Annotated in this window: 15 protein-coding genes and 1 pseudogene; 6 read left to right on the top strand and 10 right to left on the bottom strand. The window is 56.8% G+C overall.

Annotated elements, in window-relative coordinates; genetic code table 11:
- Nucleotides 1–7: 7 nt before the first annotated feature.
- The gene (gene putA / locus ACHAC9_RS12510; protein WP_435760324.1) at nt 8–3,655 is read right to left on the bottom strand and encodes a trifunctional transcriptional regulator/proline dehydrogenase/L-glutamate gamma-semialdehyde dehydrogenase; all 3,648 of its coding nucleotides are present in this window, start codon (nt 3,653–3,655) and stop codon (nt 8–10) included.
- 217 nt (nt 3,656–3,872) lie between these two features.
- On the opposite strand from putA, the gene ACHAC9_RS12515 reads away from it, so the two are divergent.
- A complete protein-coding gene (locus ACHAC9_RS12515; protein ID WP_056340766.1) occupies nt 3,873–4,328 on the top strand; it encodes an Lrp/AsnC ligand binding domain-containing protein in 456 nt (151 codons plus the stop codon).
- Nucleotides 4,329–4,369: 41 nt separating this feature from the next.
- Here the strand turns inward: ACHAC9_RS12515 and ACHAC9_RS12520 are convergent, their stop codons facing one another.
- The gene (locus ACHAC9_RS12520; RefSeq protein WP_435760326.1) at nt 4,370–5,326 is read right to left on the bottom strand and encodes a LysR family transcriptional regulator; all 957 of its coding nucleotides are present in this window, start codon (nt 5,324–5,326) and stop codon (nt 4,370–4,372) included.
- Between the two features lie 158 nt (nt 5,327–5,484).
- Between ACHAC9_RS12520 and ACHAC9_RS12525 the strand changes: the two genes are divergently transcribed.
- Complete coding sequence (locus ACHAC9_RS12525; RefSeq protein ID WP_435760327.1) at nt 5,485–5,709, top strand: hypothetical protein; 225 nt, start codon at nt 5,485–5,487, stop codon at nt 5,707–5,709.
- A 119-nt stretch (nt 5,710–5,828) separates the two neighbouring features.
- On the opposite strand, the gene ACHAC9_RS12530 is transcribed toward ACHAC9_RS12525, so the two are convergent.
- From ACHAC9_RS12530 to ACHAC9_RS12550, 5 genes are all read right to left on the bottom strand, one after another.
- Nucleotides 5,829–6,383, bottom strand: a complete 555-nt coding sequence (locus tag ACHAC9_RS12530) for a DUF1003 domain-containing protein (protein WP_435760328.1) — start codon at nt 6,381–6,383, stop codon at nt 5,829–5,831.
- Between the two features lie 97 nt (nt 6,384–6,480).
- Nucleotides 6,481–6,741 (bottom strand): YfhL family 4Fe-4S dicluster ferredoxin, encoded by a 261-nt coding sequence (locus ACHAC9_RS12535; protein ID WP_435760329.1) that lies wholly within the window; start codon nt 6,739–6,741, stop codon nt 6,481–6,483.
- Nucleotides 6,742–6,767: 26 nt separating this feature from the next.
- Nucleotides 6,768–7,265, bottom strand: a complete 498-nt coding sequence (coaD, locus tag ACHAC9_RS12540; protein ID WP_435760330.1) for a pantetheine-phosphate adenylyltransferase — start codon at nt 7,263–7,265, stop codon at nt 6,768–6,770.
- Nucleotides 7,266–7,377: 112 nt separating this feature from the next.
- On the bottom strand, nt 7,378–8,037 hold the full coding sequence (gene rsmD / locus ACHAC9_RS12545; RefSeq protein ID WP_435760331.1) for a 16S rRNA (guanine(966)-N(2))-methyltransferase RsmD: 660 nt from the start codon (nt 8,035–8,037) through the stop codon (nt 7,378–7,380).
- A 30-nt stretch (nt 8,038–8,067) separates the two neighbouring features.
- On the bottom strand, nt 8,068–8,964 hold the full coding sequence (locus ACHAC9_RS12550) for a DUF6279 family lipoprotein (RefSeq protein WP_435760333.1): 897 nt from the start codon (nt 8,962–8,964) through the stop codon (nt 8,068–8,070).
- A 27-nt stretch (nt 8,965–8,991) separates the two neighbouring features.
- On the opposite strand from ACHAC9_RS12550, the gene glmU reads away from it, so the two are divergent.
- Complete coding sequence (gene glmU / locus ACHAC9_RS12555; RefSeq protein ID WP_435760334.1) at nt 8,992–10,368, top strand: bifunctional UDP-N-acetylglucosamine diphosphorylase/glucosamine-1-phosphate N-acetyltransferase GlmU; 1,377 nt, start codon at nt 8,992–8,994, stop codon at nt 10,366–10,368.
- Nucleotides 10,369–10,504: 136 nt separating this feature from the next.
- Here glmU and ACHAC9_RS12560 read toward each other — a convergent pair whose 3' ends face one another.
- Nucleotides 10,505–10,978 (bottom strand): Lrp/AsnC family transcriptional regulator, encoded by a 474-nt coding sequence (locus ACHAC9_RS12560; protein WP_435760344.1) that lies wholly within the window; start codon nt 10,976–10,978, stop codon nt 10,505–10,507.
- A gap of 157 nt (nt 10,979–11,135) precedes the next feature.
- Between ACHAC9_RS12560 and glmS the strand changes: the two genes are divergently transcribed.
- The 3 genes and pseudogenes from glmS (at nt 11,136) to ACHAC9_RS12575 (ending at nt 14,929) form a co-directional block, all read left to right on the top strand.
- On the top strand, nt 11,136–12,965 hold the full coding sequence (glmS, locus tag ACHAC9_RS12565) for a glutamine--fructose-6-phosphate transaminase (isomerizing) (protein WP_435760335.1): 1,830 nt from the start codon (nt 11,136–11,138) through the stop codon (nt 12,963–12,965).
- Between the two features lie 311 nt (nt 12,966–13,276).
- Nucleotides 13,277–13,732: pseudogene (locus tag ACHAC9_RS12570) on the top strand (TniQ family protein); the annotation flags it as partial.
- 117 nt (nt 13,733–13,849) lie between these two features.
- Nucleotides 13,850–14,929 (top strand): hypothetical protein, encoded by a 1,080-nt coding sequence (locus ACHAC9_RS12575; RefSeq protein WP_435760346.1) that lies wholly within the window; start codon nt 13,850–13,852, stop codon nt 14,927–14,929.
- A gap of 149 nt (nt 14,930–15,078) precedes the next feature.
- Here ACHAC9_RS12575 and ACHAC9_RS12580 read toward each other — a convergent pair whose 3' ends face one another.
- Nucleotides 15,079–16,878, bottom strand: a complete 1,800-nt coding sequence (locus tag ACHAC9_RS12580) for a TnsD family Tn7-like transposition protein (protein WP_435760336.1) — start codon at nt 16,876–16,878, stop codon at nt 15,079–15,081.
- Between the two features lie 21 nt (nt 16,879–16,899).
- The coding region (locus tag ACHAC9_RS12585) for an ATP-binding protein (RefSeq protein WP_435760337.1) at nt 16,900–18,195 on the bottom strand (1,296 nt) is incomplete at its 5' end.

Raw genomic sequence — 18,195 nt, forward strand, 5'->3', positions numbered from 1 at the left:
ACCATGATTACAGCCCCAGCGTCATCAGGCTTGCGTTGCCGCCAGCGGCCGTCGTGTTGACGCACACCGCCCGTTCAGCCACCAGGCGCCACAGGGCCACCGGCAAGCTTGCATCGGTATCGACGATGCCGACGATGGCGCCATGTCGCGCCGCCAGCTGCGAACGCAGGCTGCCTTCCAGGCCGGCCTCGATCAGCGCGATATCGAATTCGCAGTTACCCACTTCCGCTGCGCCGATAAAGCCGATGCGGTCCTTGACTTCGGCTGGCAGATCTTCCGGCACCAGCGCCGGGGAGGTGGCCAGCACGAAGGCGCGGTTGCCCGTCGCCAGCGCCGCCGCCAGTTGATTCAGCATGGCTTTCATCGACGACGCTGCGCACAGCACGACCCCGCGCGGGACGAAACGCAAGCTGTTCTTTTCGCCGGTCGGGCCCGGCAGTTCGATCGTCGTGCCGTTCAGCTGGGTGCGGGCATAGGTCTCGCCCAGGCTGACAATGTCCTGATGGCCGTTGTTTCTCGCCCAGACCAGCAGTTCGGACAGCGCCGCATACGCTTGATGCGCATGCGCCAGCAGCGGTGGGGCGTGACGCTGCAGGCGCTTGATATACAGCGGACCGCCCGCTTTCGGGCCGGTGCCGGATTTGCCTTCTCCGCCAAACGGCTGCACGCCGACGACGGCGCCGACGATGTTCCGGTTCACGTAGATGTTGCCGACATGCGCGCGCGTGGTAATGAAATCGATGGTCTCGTCGATGCGCGAGTGAATACCCAGCGTCAGGCCGTAACCGCTGGCATTGATCGCATCGACCACTTTTATTAAGTCGGCCCGGCGGTAGCGCACGATGTGCAGGACTGGACCGAACACTTCCTGCTTGAGTTCCGCCAGCGAACCGATTTCGAGCACGGTCGGCGCCACGAAGCTGCCCTGCGACGTCACCGACGCCGGCAATTCGAGCGCGAAATGCTGTTTCGCCGTAGCGCGCATGCGCTCGATGTGGGCCAGCAGGTTGCGCTGGGCTTCCCCATCGATCACGGGACCGATGTCGGTCGCCAGGCGGTCCGGGTTGCCAACGCGCAGTTCTCCCAGCGCACCCTTTAGCATGCGGATGGTTTTATCGGCGATATCCTGCTGCAGGAACAGCACGCGCAGCGCCGAGCAGCGCTGGCCGGCACTGTCGAAGGCCGAACTGAGTACGTCCTGCACCACCTGCTCCGGCAGCGCCGACGAGTCGACAATCAAGGCGTTCTGGCCACCGGTTTCCGCTACCAGCGGAATGTCGATGTTTTCCAGCTCCGCACGCTTTGCCAGCGTGCGGTTGATGAGTTGCGCGACTTCCGTCGAGCCCGTGAAAATCACGCCTTTTACACGCGCGTCAAGCGTCAGTGCGGCGCCGACGACTTCGCCGCGGCCCGGCAGCAGTTGCAGGGCCGCGCGGGGGATCCCTGCTTCATGAAACAGTTCGACCGCGCGGTAGGCGATCAATGGCGTCTGCTCGGCCGGTTTCGCCAGCACGACGTTGCCGGCGGCCAGGGCCGCGGCGACTTGGCCTGTAAAAATGGCTAATGGGAAATTCCATGGGCTGATGCAGGTGACCGGTCCCAGCGCCTCGGCGTGCGGCGCATCGTTGACCTGCGCGCCGTAGTAACGTAAAAAATCGACCGCTTCGCGGATCTCGGCGATCGCGTTCGGCAAGGATTTGCCGGCTTCGCGCACGGCCAGGGCCATCAGCTCGGTGCAATTGTCCTCGAACAAGTCGGCCACGCGGTCGAGCATGGCAGCACGCTCACGGTTGGCGCTGCTGTTCCATTCGGCGGCAAAGGCAGTGGCCGCGCCCAGTGCGGTCTCGACATCGGTTGTTGATGCTTCCTGCACCTGGCCGACGATATCGGCATGCTGGGCCGGGTTGACGATCGACAGCATGGCGGCGCCGTCGACGCTGCCGGCAATCAGCGGTGTCGCGCGGTAGTCGCGCTGGCGTGCCAGCTCCGAGCCAAGCATGCGTAGCGCATCTTCATTCGTCAGGTCGATGCCGACGGAGTTCTTTCTCTCGGTACCGAACAGCGCGCGCGGCAAGGCGATGCCCGTATGCGGGGCGCCGCCGCTGGCGCGTGCCACCTCGAACGGATCGTTCAATAAAGTCTCGATCGCGACCTTTTCGTCGACGATCTGGTTCACAAAGGACGAATTCGCGCCGTTTTCCAGCAAGCGGCGTACCAGGTAGGCGAGCAGGGTTTCGTGGGACCCGACCGGCGCATAGATACGGCAGGCCTTGTTCAAATTCTCCTTGCCGACCACCTGGTCGTACAGCGTTTCGCCCATGCCGTGCAGGCACTGGAATTCATAGTTGTCGATGCCGCGTTCTTTGGCCCAGGTATAGATCACCGATAAAGTGTGGGCATTGTGGGTCGCGAACTGGGCGTAGATGAGGTCCGTCGCCCCCAGCAGTTTTTCCGCACAGGTCAGATACGACACGTCCGTGTACACCTTGCGCGTGTACACCGGGAAGCCCGGCATGCCGTCCACTTGCGCGCGCTTGATTTCGGCATCCCAATACGCGCCTTTTACCAAACGCAGCATGAACTTGCGGCTGCTGCGCTTGGCCAGGTCGATGACGTAATCGATCACGAACGGGCAGCGCTTCTGGTAAGCCTGCACCACCAGGCCGATGCCTTCGAAACCGGCCAGTGCGGCATCAAATGCCAGCGCTTCGAGCATGTCGAGCGAGATTTCCAGGCGGTCGGCTTCTTCGGCATCGATGTTGATGCCGATGTCGTACTGTTTTGCGAGTAACACGAGGCTGCGCACGCGCGGCAGCAGTTCGCTCATCACGCGCGCCGACTGGGCGCGGCTGTAGCGCGGGTGCAGGGCCGACAGTTTGATGGAAATGCCCGGACCGTCCTTGATGCCGCGCCCATTCGATGCCTTGCCGATCGCATGGATCGCTTTTTCGTAAGAGGCGTAATAGCGTTGCGCATCGTGTTCCGTCAGCGCCGCCTCGCCCAGCATGTCATACGAATAGTGATAACCGCGCGCTTCGTTCGGCTGGCTGTTTTTCAGCGCTTCGTCGATCGTCTGGCCGGTGACGAACTGGTTGCCGAGCATGCGCATGGCCAGATCCACACCCTTGCGGATCAGCGGTTCGCCGCCCTTGGCGATCAATCGCGTCATGGCCGAACCGAGGCCGCGTTCGCTGTTGCTCGAGACCAGTTTACCGGTGACCAGTAGCCCCCAGGTGGCGGCGTTCACGAACAGCGAAGGCGATTCGCCCAGATGGCTGCGCCAGTCGCCGCGGCTGATTTTATCGGCGATCAGGCGGTCGGCGGTGGCGCTGTCGGGAATGCGCAGCAGTGCTTCGGCCAGGCACATCAGGGCCACGCCTTCTTCCGACGACAGCGAGAATTCATGCATCAGGGCGTCGACGCCCGAGGCACGCGTGCGTTTCGCGCGCACGGCCGACACCAGGCGGTGCGCCAGCGGTTTTGCGTCCATGCTCGGACGCGCACCCTGATGCAGTAACCAGTGCACGGCCTCGGCTTCGTCGCGGCGGTAGGCGGCCGTGATGGCGGCGCGCAGCAGCGTCTGCTCCGGCTTGATTTCAGATTGGAACGCGTCGAACGGAACGAAGGTGGTGGCGGCAGTAGCGGCGATCTGCATGGTGAGTCTTTGCATTAAAAATAGGGGGAATCAGGGAAAGCGCATAACAAAACGCGCCGGTCTGGAGGAGAGCCGGCGCGCGTTTTGGGTCGTGCTTCAATCGTTTGATTGTAGAAGGATTTCTTCTGGATTAATTCTGTTTTTACGGGGCACTAGCAATAGATAGTTTTTGATGCGAGAATTCGACCAAATTATATTTATGCAGGAGAGAGACGGCATGCTGGACAAGATTTCAAAAAAAATTCTCGCCGAGTTGCAAAACGACGGGCGCATCAGCAATGTCGAGCTGGCAACCCGGGTCAACCTGTCGCCGGCCGCCTGCCTCGAGCGCGTGCGCAAACTCCACGAATCCGGCTACATCATGGGCTACACGGCCCAGCTCAATCCCCAACTGCTGGATGTGTCCTTGCTGGTGTTTATCGAGGTCGTGCTGGACCGCACCACGCCGGAAGTGTTCGATGCGTTCAAACAGAGCGTGCAGCTGATCCCTGAAGTGCTGGAGTGTCACATGGTGGCCGGCGGCTTTGACTATCTCGTCAAAGCGCGTGTCAAAGACATGGCGGCGTACAGGGAATTCCTGGGCAAGACGCTGTTGCAGAAAGGCGTGCGCGAGACGCACACCTATGCGGTGATGGAAGAAGTGAAAAATACGACGAAGCTGCCGATTCGGTAATCAGGGCGGCCGATCCCGTCCGCCCTGGCTCATCTCAACGCTTACGCAGCCACGCGCTCGCCCTTCGGCGCCGTGGCCGCCGCCGCCGTCGTTTCCAGATTGCTGCGCAGCCAGCGGTGCGCCGGACTGCGGCCGTCGCGTTCGTGCCAGAGCATGTCGAGGTGCACAGCGGGCAGGACGAAGGGCAGTTCGCGCCAGACCAGCGACTCCGTCATGCCGGTCGAGACCATCAAGTGTTTCGGCAACACCGTAATCAAATCCGAATTCGCCACCACCCGTCCCGCCGTGAAAAACTGGTTCACGGTGAGCAAAATGCGCCGTTCGCGTCCAATTTGCCCCAGCGCTTCATCCACCAGGCCGTGCGCGCGGCCGGAAAAACTCACCAATAGATGGTTCGCCTTGCAATAGGTGTCGAGATCGAGCTTCTGGTTTGCCAGCGGGTGGCCCTTGCGCATCACGCACACGTATTGGCCGGAATACAGGCGCTCGTGGCGGATCGGCGAACCGGTTTCCCCCGACAATTGCGCTGCCACGCCAGGGAAGAAGCCGACGGCCAGGTCGATGTCGCCGCGCAGCAGCATCGGGCGCGGCTCGCGCGTGGTCAGCGGCACCATGCGGATGTTGACGCCTGGCGCTTCGCTTTCGATCGAACGCATCAATGACGGTAACCAGTAGGCGGCGGTGGCGTCGGCCATCGCCATGCGGAAGGTGGCCTGCGCCTTCGACACATCGAAGGTTTCCGGCATCACGGCTGCTTCCAGTGAGGCCAGCGCCGCGCGCACGGCCGGCCACAGCGCTTCGGCGCGCGGAGTCGGCTTGACGCCATACGCGGTGCGGATAAGGAGTTCGTCGCCCAGGCTTTCGCGCAGGCGCTTGATTGCATTCGAGACTGCCGGCTGGGTCATCGCCAAATGGCCGGCGGCGCGCGTTAAATTTTGTTCGGTCATGACTGCGTCGAACACGCGCAGCAGGTTCAGGTCGAGGGTCAGGAAGCTCATGGCAGTGTCTCGTTAGCAGTAAGGGTATCTATTGGTCTGCGTCAAAGTGTACCGCATTTCATTCACAATCCATATAAGACCTATTAGGAATCAGAATTAGATTTATATGCTGCAATGCACTATAGTTTGTGAAAACAACATCCTGTAGTTAGAAATCCATGCCGTTCGTACAAGCTGTTACCGAATTTTCCTTCCTGCTGCCGCCGATCGCCGAACTCGTGCGTGGCGCACTGGTGCTGGCGCTGCTGGCCAGTGTCGTGCTGTTCTTCCGTCCCCTGCTTTCCGGCCTGGTGCGCGCTTTCATATTGACCGTGCGCCCACGCCTTTCCCGTCAAGAGCGCGCTGCGCGCCAGCAGCGCAACGCCCTCAGCGGCCGCGCTTAACACGCTCGGTCCATAAAAAAACGCGGCGTCCGGTCACCCGGCGCCGCGTTTTATTTTGTCCCCTGCTTTGGCCTGCGTCGCCCGGCAGCGTCGGCTCGAGCGAATACAAAGTCAAGCTGTCAATACTTGTGGGCGCGGTCCTGCTCGTGGTCACGCTCGATTGCCTCGAGTACGGTACTGGTGTCGGCCGAGTGTGACAGCTCTTCGGCTTCGGCATCGACCCTGTCGGGCAAGTTGGGAGAATCGCGCCGGATATCTTCGAGCATGGCGATGATCTTGCTGGTCTTTTCTTCGGACAGCAGGCTGATCTGCAAATCGAGGTGGGCATTGTGCTCGGCCAGCTTCGACATGCGGTTCTGGCGGATCAGCACGGTGGTGGAAATGATGAAGGCATTCAGGCTGACGAAACCTTGCAGCCAGAAGAACGGTGGTTCGTCGAACTGCTCGAAGCCCAGCCCAGGCGCCGCCAGGTTCAGGATGATCCAGCAGACGATGAACACGACATTCGCGGCGACATAGCCTGGGCTACCGAGAAACACGCTCATTTTCTCGATAAAAGCCTGGGCGCGCGTCACCTTTCGTTCATTGCGCTCGTAATACTCGGCGATCGTGCCGATGTTTTCATTGACCGAGTTTGGCAATGTCGATAGTGATTCCTGCTCGTCTTTTTCCATCGAACGAGCATAGCATGTCGCCAAAATCAGCCTGGCGGGCACGCATGTTCGGGCAAGAAAAAAGGACGAAAGGAGAGGCGCCAGGGCGGGCGCTTCATCAGGCGGCGTTTTTATCCGCCGTCAGGCGTTCGTATTTGGCGAGCAGTTCCTCGCGCGTTTCGCGCCAGGCAGGATTGAACGGAATGCAGGCGACCGGGCACAGCGCCTGGCACTGCGGTTCGTCGAAGTGGCCGACGCATTCCGTGCATTTGCGCGGATCGATCACATAGATCTCTTCGCCCATCGAAATGGCGTCGTTCGGGCACTCGGGCTCGCACACGTCGCAATTGATGCATTCGTCGGTAATCAACAGGGCCATGATGCAGCTTTTATATGAATGCCTGGTCAGGCTTGCGGCAGGTTCATGGATGCAATTTTACTTTGCAGCCAGCGGTCCACCGAAGGGAAGACGAATTTCGACACGTCGCCGCCGAGCATCGCGATTTCGCGCACGATGGTGCCGGAAATGAACTGGTACTGATCCGACGGGGTCAGGAACAGGGTCTCGACATCGGGCAACAGATAACGGTTCATGCCCGCCATCTGGAACTCGTATTCGAAGTCGGAGACGGCGCGCAGGCCGCGCACGATGACGCGCGCATCGTGCTTGCGCACGAAGTCTTTCAGCAGGCCGGAAAAACTCTCGACCTGCACGTTCGGGTAATGGCCCAGCACCTCGTTGGCGATCTCCAGGCGCTCCTCGAGCGAGAAGAACGGCTTCTTGTTCTTGCTGTCGGCGACACCGACGACGAGCGTGTCGAACAGACCGGATGCACGGCGGACCAGATCCTCATGGCCGCGGGTCAGCGGATCGAAGGTACCTGGATAAACGGCTACTACCATTGCAGCTCCCTGGAAGAAACACCTGTGTGAGAAAGCGCATTATGCCTGAAAATCCGGCAATTGCCCCAGCATGGGGCGCGGTTTGCCCGCCAATTGGGCAAACATAAGCCGTTTAAGCCTTGTTTTCGTGCAAGTTGCCGTTTACCTTCAGCAGGTGATAGAACACCATACCCGCCTTGTCGGCGCGCACCTGCTCCCAGGGCGCCAGCCAGTCCGGCGCATCTTCCCCTTCCGGCAACGCATACTCGGCTTCGACGTACACCATGCCGTCGTCGTTCAGGAGGTCTATACACAGCGGCAATGCTTGCGCGATGAAATCCTGTTGATAGGGCGGATCGAGGAAGATGAGGTCGTAGCGCTGGCCGCGCCCGGCCATGTCGCGTGCCACGGTAAAAGCGTCGCCGCGCAGGATGGTGACGTTTTCCGCTTTCAGCAGCTCCTTGTTTTCCGTTAACTGGCGCGCGACGGGGGCGTGAAAGTCGAGCATCGTGACCGTTCTAGCGCCGCGGCTGGCGGCCTCGAAGCCAAGTGCGCCGCTGCCGGCAAACAAATCGAGGCAATCGATGTGTCCCCAGTCGCCGCCGACCTGGTGGTGGAGCCAATTAAACACGGTTTCGCGGACCCGGTCGGGCGTGGGTCGCAGGCCGAGCGCGTCGAGCACCGGCAGCAAGCGGCGTTTCCATTCACCGCCGATGATGCGCACCTGCTGGGGCGCCAGGCGCGGACGGCCGTGCTGGCCCTGGGGTTGTTTATTCGCTGGCTTTTTTTGCATGGCGCGCACTATAGCAGAAGCGGTACGTCCTTATTTTGCCTCTTTCGCCAAGGTGTTGAATTCGTCGATCCAGCCCTGCATGCGCTTCTGGGCATGGCCTTTCTGGGTCGGCGTGGCGATCCGGATGGCGGCCAGAATGTAATTGCTGGTCGAATTGATATAGGCGTCGTAAAAACTCTTGCGCTCGGGCGCATCGAGGCGGCCGAAGAATTCGCGCAGCAGCGCCGAAATCATGACGCTCGCCTGTTCCTTGCTCGGCTTTTCCTGCGCAATTTTACGCGCCAGGGCCAAAATCTTGCGTTGGCGAAGGACGCGCTCCTCTAACCAGATATTGCTGTCGAGCGGGCGGGCGTCGGAAGCGCGGCGCAGCGCCTTTTCCTGTTCGTCACTGAAACCGCCAAACCAGAGTTTGAATTGTTCCATTGATTTATCGAAGCGCGCCTCGTTGCGCTTTTCGGCGCTGCCGCTGACGAACTTGCGGCGGTATTCGTCGTTTTTCTTCTTAAAACGTTCTTCCATCTGCTCGATCTGGTCGGGCGTGAGCGAGCGCGCCAGGTCGACCATGTCGGGCACGGCCTTCATGGCCAGGGTTTCGGTGTGGCCGCGCACTTCGCGGTAACCGGCGAGCAGGTCAGCCTGGGTCGGATTGCCGGCCAGCTGGCGCTGGAAAGTGCCGAGCAGGCCGGCATAGTCGTCGAGCTGGGTTTTGCGGTGCCATTGAAACAGTTCGCGGATGTCGCGTTTGACCCAGTCGGACTGGTCGCCTTCGAAGTCGACATACGCGTCGAGCCACCAGTAGAGTAAGGTGTCGCCATGGTTGTAGCTGAAGCGGATCGTGCTGCAGGCAGCCGTCAAGGCGATCAGTGCAATCAAAAACAGCGCACGCGTGCGCTGGAACAAGGTGTCTTGCGTGCTAAAATTTTTCATCTTATTAACTCTTATTGAATACGGCCTATGAACGTTGTCATCCTTGCCGCCGGCATGGGAAAGCGCATGCAGTCCGCGCTGCCTAAAGTGTTGCATCCGCTGGCTGGGAAGCCGCTGTTGCAGCATGTGATCGATACCGCCCGTGTGCTGCGGCCGAGCAAATTATGCGTGATTTACGGACACGGCGGCGCAGCGGTGCCGGAGATGGTAGCCAAACTGGCAACGGTTGGCGAAGCGCCGATCGATACGGCCCTGCAACAGCCACAGCTGGGTACCGGCCATGCGGTGATGCAGGCGGTGCCGCAACTCGATGAAAACGTGCCGACGCTGGTGCTGTATGGCGACGTGCCGCTGACGAGCGCCGATTCGCTGCGCCGCCTGGTCGACGCCGCCGGAACCGACAAGCTCGGCATTCTGACCGTCGAACAGGCCAATCCGCTCGGCCTGGGCCGCATCGTGCGCGAAAACGGCCGCATCGTGCGCATCGTCGAAGAAAAGGATGCGAATGACCTTGAGCGCGCGATCCGCGAGATCAACAGCGGCATCCTGGTGGTGCCGACGCGTCATTTGAAGCGCTGGCTGGCGGCGCTGTCGAACAACAATGCGCAAGGCGAGTACTACCTGACCGACATCGTGGCGCAAGCCGTGGCCGATGGTGTGGAAGTCGTCTCGGCCTCCCCTGCCGGCGAATGGGAAGTGGCCGGCGTGAACAGCAAGGTGCAATTGGCCGAACTCGAGCGCCGCCATCAACTGAATATTGCCAACGCGCTGCTGGAAAAAGGCGTGACCCTGATGGACCCAAGCCGCATCGACGTGCGCGGCGAACTCATTTGCGGGCGCGACGTCACGATCGATGTCGGCTGCGTGTTCGAGGGTCGCGTCGAACTGGCCGATGGCGTAACGGTCGGCCCGCATTGCGTGCTGGTGAACGCCCATATTGCAGCCGGCGCCACCATCAAGCCGTTTTGCCACATCGAAGACGCGGTGGTCGGCGCCAAGTCGCAGATCGGCCCGTATGCACGCCTGCGCCCGGGCACCGAACTCGGTGAAGATGTCCACATCGGCAATTTCGTGGAAATCAAGAACAGCCAGGTCGCCGCGCACAGCAAGGCAAATCATCTGGCCTATGTCGGCGATGCCACGGTCGGCTCGCGCGTCAACATCGGCGCCGGCACCATCACGTGCAATTACGATGGCGCGAACAAGTTCCGCACGGTGATCGAGGACGACGCTTTCATCGGCAGCGACAGCCAGCTGGTGGCGCCCGTTACCGTCGGCAAGGGCGCCACGCTCGGCGCCGGCACCACGCTGACGAAAGACGCGCCGGCCGGCAAGCTGACCATTTCGCGTCCCAAGCAAATCACCATCGATGGCTGGAGCCGTCCTGTGAAAAAGCCGAAGTAATTCGCCGCTTTTACACGAGTAACTCACCGGAAAACCACAGGGTATCCACTGGCTTATACACTGGCTTATACACTGGATACCCGGTGCACTTCCACATAGTTCTGCACAGAATTATCCACAGGCATCAGGCGCTGATTTACACCGCGATGCGGGTGTCGAACTTGCTCCTGAACGTAGAAAAATAGGCTTTTACGTTGCGCACATTCGCGTGGGTCGCGAACAGGCGGTGCGCCAATGCGTGGTAGGCCGGCATGTCCATGACCTGAATGATCAACACGAAATCCGGTCCCGGCGCGACGCGGTAGCACTGCATTACCGCGTCTTCATTGGCCGCCAACTGTTCAAATTGGGTCATCCGTTCGGCCGCCTGCACGTCAAGCGTGATCTCGACGATGGCGGTGAGGCGCGCGCCGACCTTGTCCGGGTCGACGATGGCTACTTGCCGTGAGATAACACCATTCTCGGTGAGCTGCTTGACGCGGCGCAAACAAGTCGGCGGCGATACGTGCACCTGTTCTGCCAGCTCTGTATTCGTCTGCGATGCGTCAGTTTGCAAGGCGTTCAGGATGCGACGATCGAGGTCGTCTAGCGTCGTAGGATCAATTGTCATGAAATTAACACGAAGTATTTTATAATAAATGAAAGAATATTTCATCTTTCATACGTCATGAAATTTTATAACAAAAATGACTGGGTTCTGAAAGCATATTTCACACGTATTGCCGTAGGATACGATTTATTGCTAATTTTTTATAATGAGGTTTTCCATGTGCGGTATCGTCGGCGCAGTTGCTCAACGTAACATCACCCCTATCCTGATCGAGGGTCTGAAACGCCTCGAATACCGCGGCTACGATTCCTGCGGCGTCGCCCTGCACGTCGAAGGCCGTCTGGCCCGTTCGCGCAGCACCTCGCGCGTGGCCGACCTGGAAACGCAAATTGCCGGTACCGGCCTGCAAGGTTTTACCGGCATCGCCCACACCCGCTGGGCCACGCACGGCGCGCCGGCGTCGCACAATGCGCACCCGCACTTCTCGCCGAACGAAGACAGCGCGCGCATCGCGCTGGTGCACAACGGCATCATCGAAAACCACGACGAACTGCGCAGTGAACTGACTGGCCTGGGCTATGTTTTCATGAGCCAGACCGACACCGAAGTGATCGCCCACCTGGTCGACCACATGTACAACGGCGACCTGTTCGACACCGTGCAGCAGGCCGTGAAACGCCTGCACGGCGCGTATGCGATTGCCGTGTTCTCGCGTGAGGAACCGCACCGCGTCGTCGCCGCACGCCAGGGCTCGCCGCTGATCCTGGGCGTGGGAGAGGGCGAGAATTTCGTGGCGTCGGACGCCATGGCGCTGGCCGGCACCACGAACCAGATCATCTACCTGGAAGAGGGCGATGTCGTCGACCTGCAACTGTCGCGCTACTGGATCGTCGACGTCGATGGCCGTCCGGTCGAGCGTGAAGTGAAAACCGTGCACGCCCACACCGGCGCGGCCGAGCTGGGTCCGTACCGCCACTACATGCAGAAAGAAATTTTCGAGCAGCCGCGCGTGATCGGCGACACCCTGGAAGGTGTCACCGGCATCATGCCGGAACTGTTCGGCGACAACGCCTATCGCGTCTTTAACGACATCGACCGCGTGCTGATCCTGGCCTGCGGCACCAGTTACTATGCCGGTCTCACCGCCAAATACTGGATCGAGTGCATCGCCAAGCTGCCGGTGAACGTCGAAATCGCCAGCGAATACCGTTATCGCGACAGCGTGCCGCATCCTAAAACCCTGGTCGTGACGATTACCCAGTCGGGTGAGACCGCCGATACCCTGGCCGCGTTGAAGCATGCGCGCAGCCTCGGCATGCAGCACACGCTGACCATCTGCAACGTCTCGACCAGCGCCATGGTGCGCGAATGCGAATTGGCGTATATCACCCGCGCCGGCGTCGAAGTCGGCGTCGCTTCCACCAAAGCGTTTACGACCCAGCTGGCCGCCCTGTTCCTGCTGACGCTGACGCTGGCGCAAGTGAACGGCCGCCTGAGCGAGGAAGAAGAAGCCGCGCACCTGAAGCAGATGCGTCACCTGCCGGTGGCGATTGCCGCGGTGCTGGCGCTGGAGCCGCAGATCATCGCCTGGGCCGAGGAATTCGCACGCAAGGAAAACGCCCTGTTCCTGGGCCGCGGCATGCACTACCCGATCGCCCTGGAAGGCGCTTTGAAACTGAAGGAAATTTCGTACATCCACGCCGAAGCGTATCCGGCGGGCGAATTGAAGCACGGCCCGCTGGCCTTGGTAACGGAAGAAATGCCGGTCGTGACCATCGCCCCGAACGACGCGCTGCTCGAGAAATTAAAATCGAACATGCAGGAAGTGCGCGCGCGCGGCGGGCAGCTGTACGTGTTTGCCGACGTCGACTCGCGTATCACCTCGGGCGAGGGATTGCACGTAATCCGCCTGCCGGAACATTATGGCGAGTTGTCGCCGATCCTGCACGTGGTGGCGCTGCAGTTGCTGGCGTATCACACCGCGCTGGCACGTGGTACCGATGTGGATAAGCCACGCAATCTGGCGAAGTCGGTGACGGTGGAGTAATTTCGGTAGGTCTGAAAAACACCCGTGAAGTTACAATTAAAGCGGGTAATTTGGCTTAAGGACACAAGCAAAACTCCCTATTAATTTCTAATGTGGATAATTTTACCTTTTGGAGTTTGCTAGCGGTTGTGTGCCACAACCGTTTACAAACTTGACTGCCGGGCGGGGCGATGCTAATTTCAGGAAAAGCCAGCCCCGTCTAGCTGTGTGTACTATCGCAAGCGCGTTGATATAAATGCGTTGGTTAAGAAGAAAAAAAAGAAGCAAGTTCACTGTATTTGTAAGACAAAAAGGTGAGGAGGCTCGGAAATATGCAGCCGCGTACAGCCGAGGAAACGGTCAAAGCGACCTTGCCATATATACCTGAGCCATTTCCGGACGAACTTTTCGGCAGCTGGCTTTCACGGCTTGTGTCCCTCAACGCCGAATCTTCGCTCGCTTCGTTCGCTCAAACGTACAAGCTAAAAGCGAATATAAAATCCCCACTCGCAGATCCTCTAAACGGTGCAAATTACGTATTCGCGCTTTCAAACCTATTAGGCTTCGACTACGAAGACTTGGTAAGGACGTTTACCACAAAGCCGTATTGGGACACGTTTAAACTAATAGAACTGAAAGACCCCAGCACCAGTAGCTTTCATGGTCGACGTCGATCGCTGCCAACTCTGCGCGTATGTCCTGCATGCGTGGAACATGACACGCAAAATTTGGGATGCCCATATTTCCACCGTGCACACCAGCTTCAGAGCAAGGCATGCTCAGTCCACGGGCTAGCGCTGCAGGACAGTTGCGGAAGGTGTGGGGCCCCTTTTCGTTCTTCATTTATGGAAGTAACGCTTATCCCAGCGAGATGCGGATGTGGCGCGGAGATAATTCCAAATCTGGTGCGTGAACCTGCGAACGAATTATGGACTGACTTAGCTATCTTCGCATCTAAAGCACTAGTGGCCTCTCCTGGGGAACTGGATCTTCGCCACTTAGTACCATATATATTTAGTTTTGTTGAGAGCGAAGTGGATATATCTAGAGCGACCATTATGAGGAATATACTGTCTGCCTCTTATGGAGTTGATGGCCTTGACTGGCTGTACTGGCGCCGAAGTACACAAACAATTAAACAATCACCAATCGAGCAAGCCCACTGGACCAAGAATCTTGAACCGCATATCGCTGTAGCAATCCTAGTAGCGAATGGAATTACATTTGATAATGCCAAGCAAGAAGTCGCTTACCAAAAGTCTCTACCGTTAACAAAAAGACGTCAGGTTTCAAAAGATAGAACGGCATCTAAAGACGGTCGCCCATCGACCGTTATTGAAGCAAGGCAAATTGCTGAAAACTTCGGTCATCAACATAAACAGCGCAGTGCCTTGCGTGCCGTTAAAACTTATGCTTATTGGTTATTATATTTCCAAGACCGCGAATGGCTTTGGAACTGGGCACATGATAGAGACATGAGGTCAGCACCAAAATGGATTGAGCCGCCAGGCATTAACGCAGATAGGGTAACGATTCGCGGGACATCATCGGCATTTAAGCAACATATGGCCCGTGCACGTGCCTATGCACGTGACCGGGAGTGGCTAGACGATTATAAGAAAACCTTACGTCCACAAAAAAAGTGCCGCGACAACAAAATATTGGGGGCACTTTCCGCCGTACGGGTGCAACATTTTGCCGAAAAAAGCCGTCCAATTAAATGGACGGTAACGCTAGCGGCGAGACGTTTGCGGATCCCAATACCAACTCTAAATAAGTTTATCCGCCGGAACAAAATTTTGGGCGAGTTAATACCTGAATCACCTCATGACTTTCGTTCAAGACTGATCGAATGGGGTATAACCGAATGCATTCGTCAGGGGCGAAAATTAACGGCTTCTCAAGTTCAAAGAGCGGCTCTTTTGCCGGGACAGACGCCCTATCACATTATCGAAGCCGCGATTGAAAGACGGCTAAGAACATAAGCGTAGAGAACCGCTTCCTCCACTCAACGGCTTCAATTCTGAGCTAACTCGGAATCAATACGATTAACGACAGGTTTTTTATAGAATAGTCAGCATGATAACTTGCACTCTTCAATTTAAGCTAGCAAAGCATATTTGTTATTAAGGCGCTACTTCTTCCTGATTCCTGATGCTTGCTGAATGCGCCATTCTGCGGGTTCGAGATGTCCTTTTTTAGCCAGATCAGCTTTTGCTAAACCGCGTCTGCGCTTGCGAAACATTTCGTCATCCTCAGTATTCTCGATAATTGCTTGCGTAACAAGCGGAAGCTTCTCTATATTTCGCCGCCAATTTGACTCCGAAGTAGCCGCACGTAATAGTGACGCTGCTGAAACTCGATCTCTGGAACTAGAAAAACGAAGGCGCTGTGCTTCGGTATTGATAACGTCGCACAGCACTAAGTCGCGCTTTGGCCAATCAACTCGTGAATTGCGGGGACGTCTAGATATATTTGGACGGGCTGATATACTGTCGATAAGCCAGCTACGATCATGTCGATACAGCCAGGCATATGCAGCCCCAGCAACGGCTCTTACCATCTGAATCCCCAACGTCGGATTCTCCGCTATCGCATCCAGCCATTTCGCACGGTAATTTGCGAGATTTGCTACGTTCTTGTGAACTTTACGTATCTCCGCTACATTTGGCAACGTACCAAGTACTCTGTTGACAGTGGAAACGGAAACTCTTGTAAGCACAGCTATTTCGGCAACTGCTTTCTTGGCCTTGAGAAGCCGCTCTATCTCATCAAGTTGAGTACTTGTAATGGATTTTCGACGGTCATTAACTGGTAAGTCCAAAGTTTTCCGCCATATTACGACTGTTGTAACTGATACCCCAACTTTTTGCGCGACTTGTCGACAGCTCAATTCTTTATTGTTGAGCAAGATATAGTCGGTCTTGATCTGAGCTTCTGTCTGGGTTTTGCCCTGCTGACAAGGGGCAGCACTACTTGGATTTCGAACCGTGGGCGTGTTTGCGGCTAAAACGAAATTGCGTACAGTTCCGAAGATCATCCCGATAAGAAGTAGATGGCACAATGGATGCAGAGAACGGTCGGGCCTTTCACACAGGTCGCGTAACCATCTCAAAGGGAATCGTTCCGAAGAAAGTAGACGGTTCCTAAATGACAGTCCAACGAAGTCGCTGTATTCATATCGTAACGATTTCGCGAGTACCTCCCAGTCAACTCGACCGTTTAGCAAAAACCCATGCATTTCTAGACCTTGCATATAGGTCCGACTTCTGTTTGCTGCTGTAAGTCCAGTAGGAGGGCTTTCAAGTGCTTCTGCAGATAAGGACGCGATTTTTTGAAGATGCAAATTTCTAGTCGGAATATAGGTATCGATGATTTTCGTTGCTGGGACGATAAGTGTCTGTCGATGTGGTTGGAGACTTTGCATAAAGTGTTGGCACAAAGGTTCGACGTGATACGGACATAGGAGCACGCCTGGAAGCTGGTGTACCCGGCTCAATACGACGTAACCATTCTGACTTAAGGATTCGTTGTCGCATTGTCGGCAACTGCGAAACACAGTCGATGCTCCGAAGCCATTAGCGACTATGCCCATCGCAACCTTTAACCCGTCAGCACGATCTTCCTTAAGCCGTCCCAGCGTCGCGACAAAGCGTTCTGGGGTAAAGAACGCACCGTAGTAGGAAAATAAAGTAGATGAGAGGGCAACGTCATCCGACGAGGTGAAAGGTCCCCATCCAGCGGTGCGCTTGACGAACGTATCGAGGCGACAAGGTAAGTCGGCACTAGGGATCCCGGTGCTTGAGCCGAAAAGTTCGTTCAGCGTTTGGCGGGGATTGCCTTTCGCATTTAGAAAGTGAAGTCGAGATACCCAAGAGAATAACAGCTCCCCCTTTATGTACCTTGGCACATAGGGAAATGGACACGAGTCCATGGTTATGCTGAGATGCAAGAATTATTGGACTAGCGGATTCTCAGTTGGCAAGTTAACCTGAGGTGCGTCAAGTGGAGAGCCCTTCTTCTTTCTAGCCGGCTTTCTAACCGCCGCGGTATGCTTTAAAGGAATATCATGTAGTTCGCTAAACTCATTGGTGCTTGAATCATCTGCCTCGTCACCATCCGACCAAGCGATGAGCTTGCGAAGCGATGTGCATCCTTCCTTAAAAAGAAGATCATCGAAACTCTTAAGAAGATGAGCTTGGCCGCTAAGAAGTGCGCTGATAGCTGGCTCCAGGATTGCCATATCAATCTTCGCTACCCGATCGAACGCCGCCGCATCGATAACCTCTCGACCACCGATTTCGTTGCGCTGTGCTAGCATGAATGCGAGTGCCGTAAAGGCGGGATTCCCAGCGCCGACTTTGTGCCAAGCCTTCCTTATAGTGTTATCGAGAAGGATTGGCCTCTTGACAAATTGATATTCCCAGTAGGTATCACAAAATGCATCAAATTCCGGATCTTTGTATTTCATCTGAACAAAGTTGGATTCACCACCGGAATTAAGCTTACGCAGATTACGAACGTTCTCGTCAATGACTGATGCAAGCGCTGGTGTTCCAGCGACTACTAGGGTTACACCTGCTCTCTCGATGATCTCACTAAAAAGATTTAATACAAATACAGCATTCTTTCCTAGCGCAGCCTTCAGATTCTGGACCTCGTCGACAAAAATTACCCCAACTGATGCTGCTGTCGCTACCTGAGCGATTAGCATGACCATGCGCGCAACATTTCTCACGGCGCCGGCTTGTCGACGGTAGTCGGTATTGCCTAGGATATGGTCTACTACCTCGAAAAACTGTAAGCATAAACTTTTGAGGGTGGCATCGTGAGACATTCGAATTCCCACCCAAGGAATCTGACGACAGACCAAAGATTTTCCGTGATATGCGGTATGTTCGATGACGACTTGGTACGGCAGAGAAAAAGCAGTGGCAAAAGTTGTTTTTCCGCTACCACTAATCCCAAGGAGTGTTTGCCCCCTGGCAGTTGAAATCCAATCACTTGGAAATGGCACAGAGCCAGACTCGTTGAGTGCAATCGCGTGTCGTCTCTGGAGGTCCTGAACCGATAGCGGATTGCGAGCAACGTATGATTCCCTAAGATTCATTGTAAGGTTAGTACCAGCACGTTTATATTCAGCAAATGGATAGATGATCTCGTTGATACATCCCACCTCAGCTGCGCGAACTAGCTCACTTCCGCTTCTGTCGCTCTTTGTCGGCTTTTGTGGGTAGTTTTTGAGTCGATC

It is taken from the genome of Massilia sp. CMS3.1, assembly GCF_051262535.1.
In the GTDB taxonomy this organism is placed as follows: domain Bacteria; phylum Pseudomonadota; class Gammaproteobacteria; order Burkholderiales; family Burkholderiaceae_D; genus Telluria.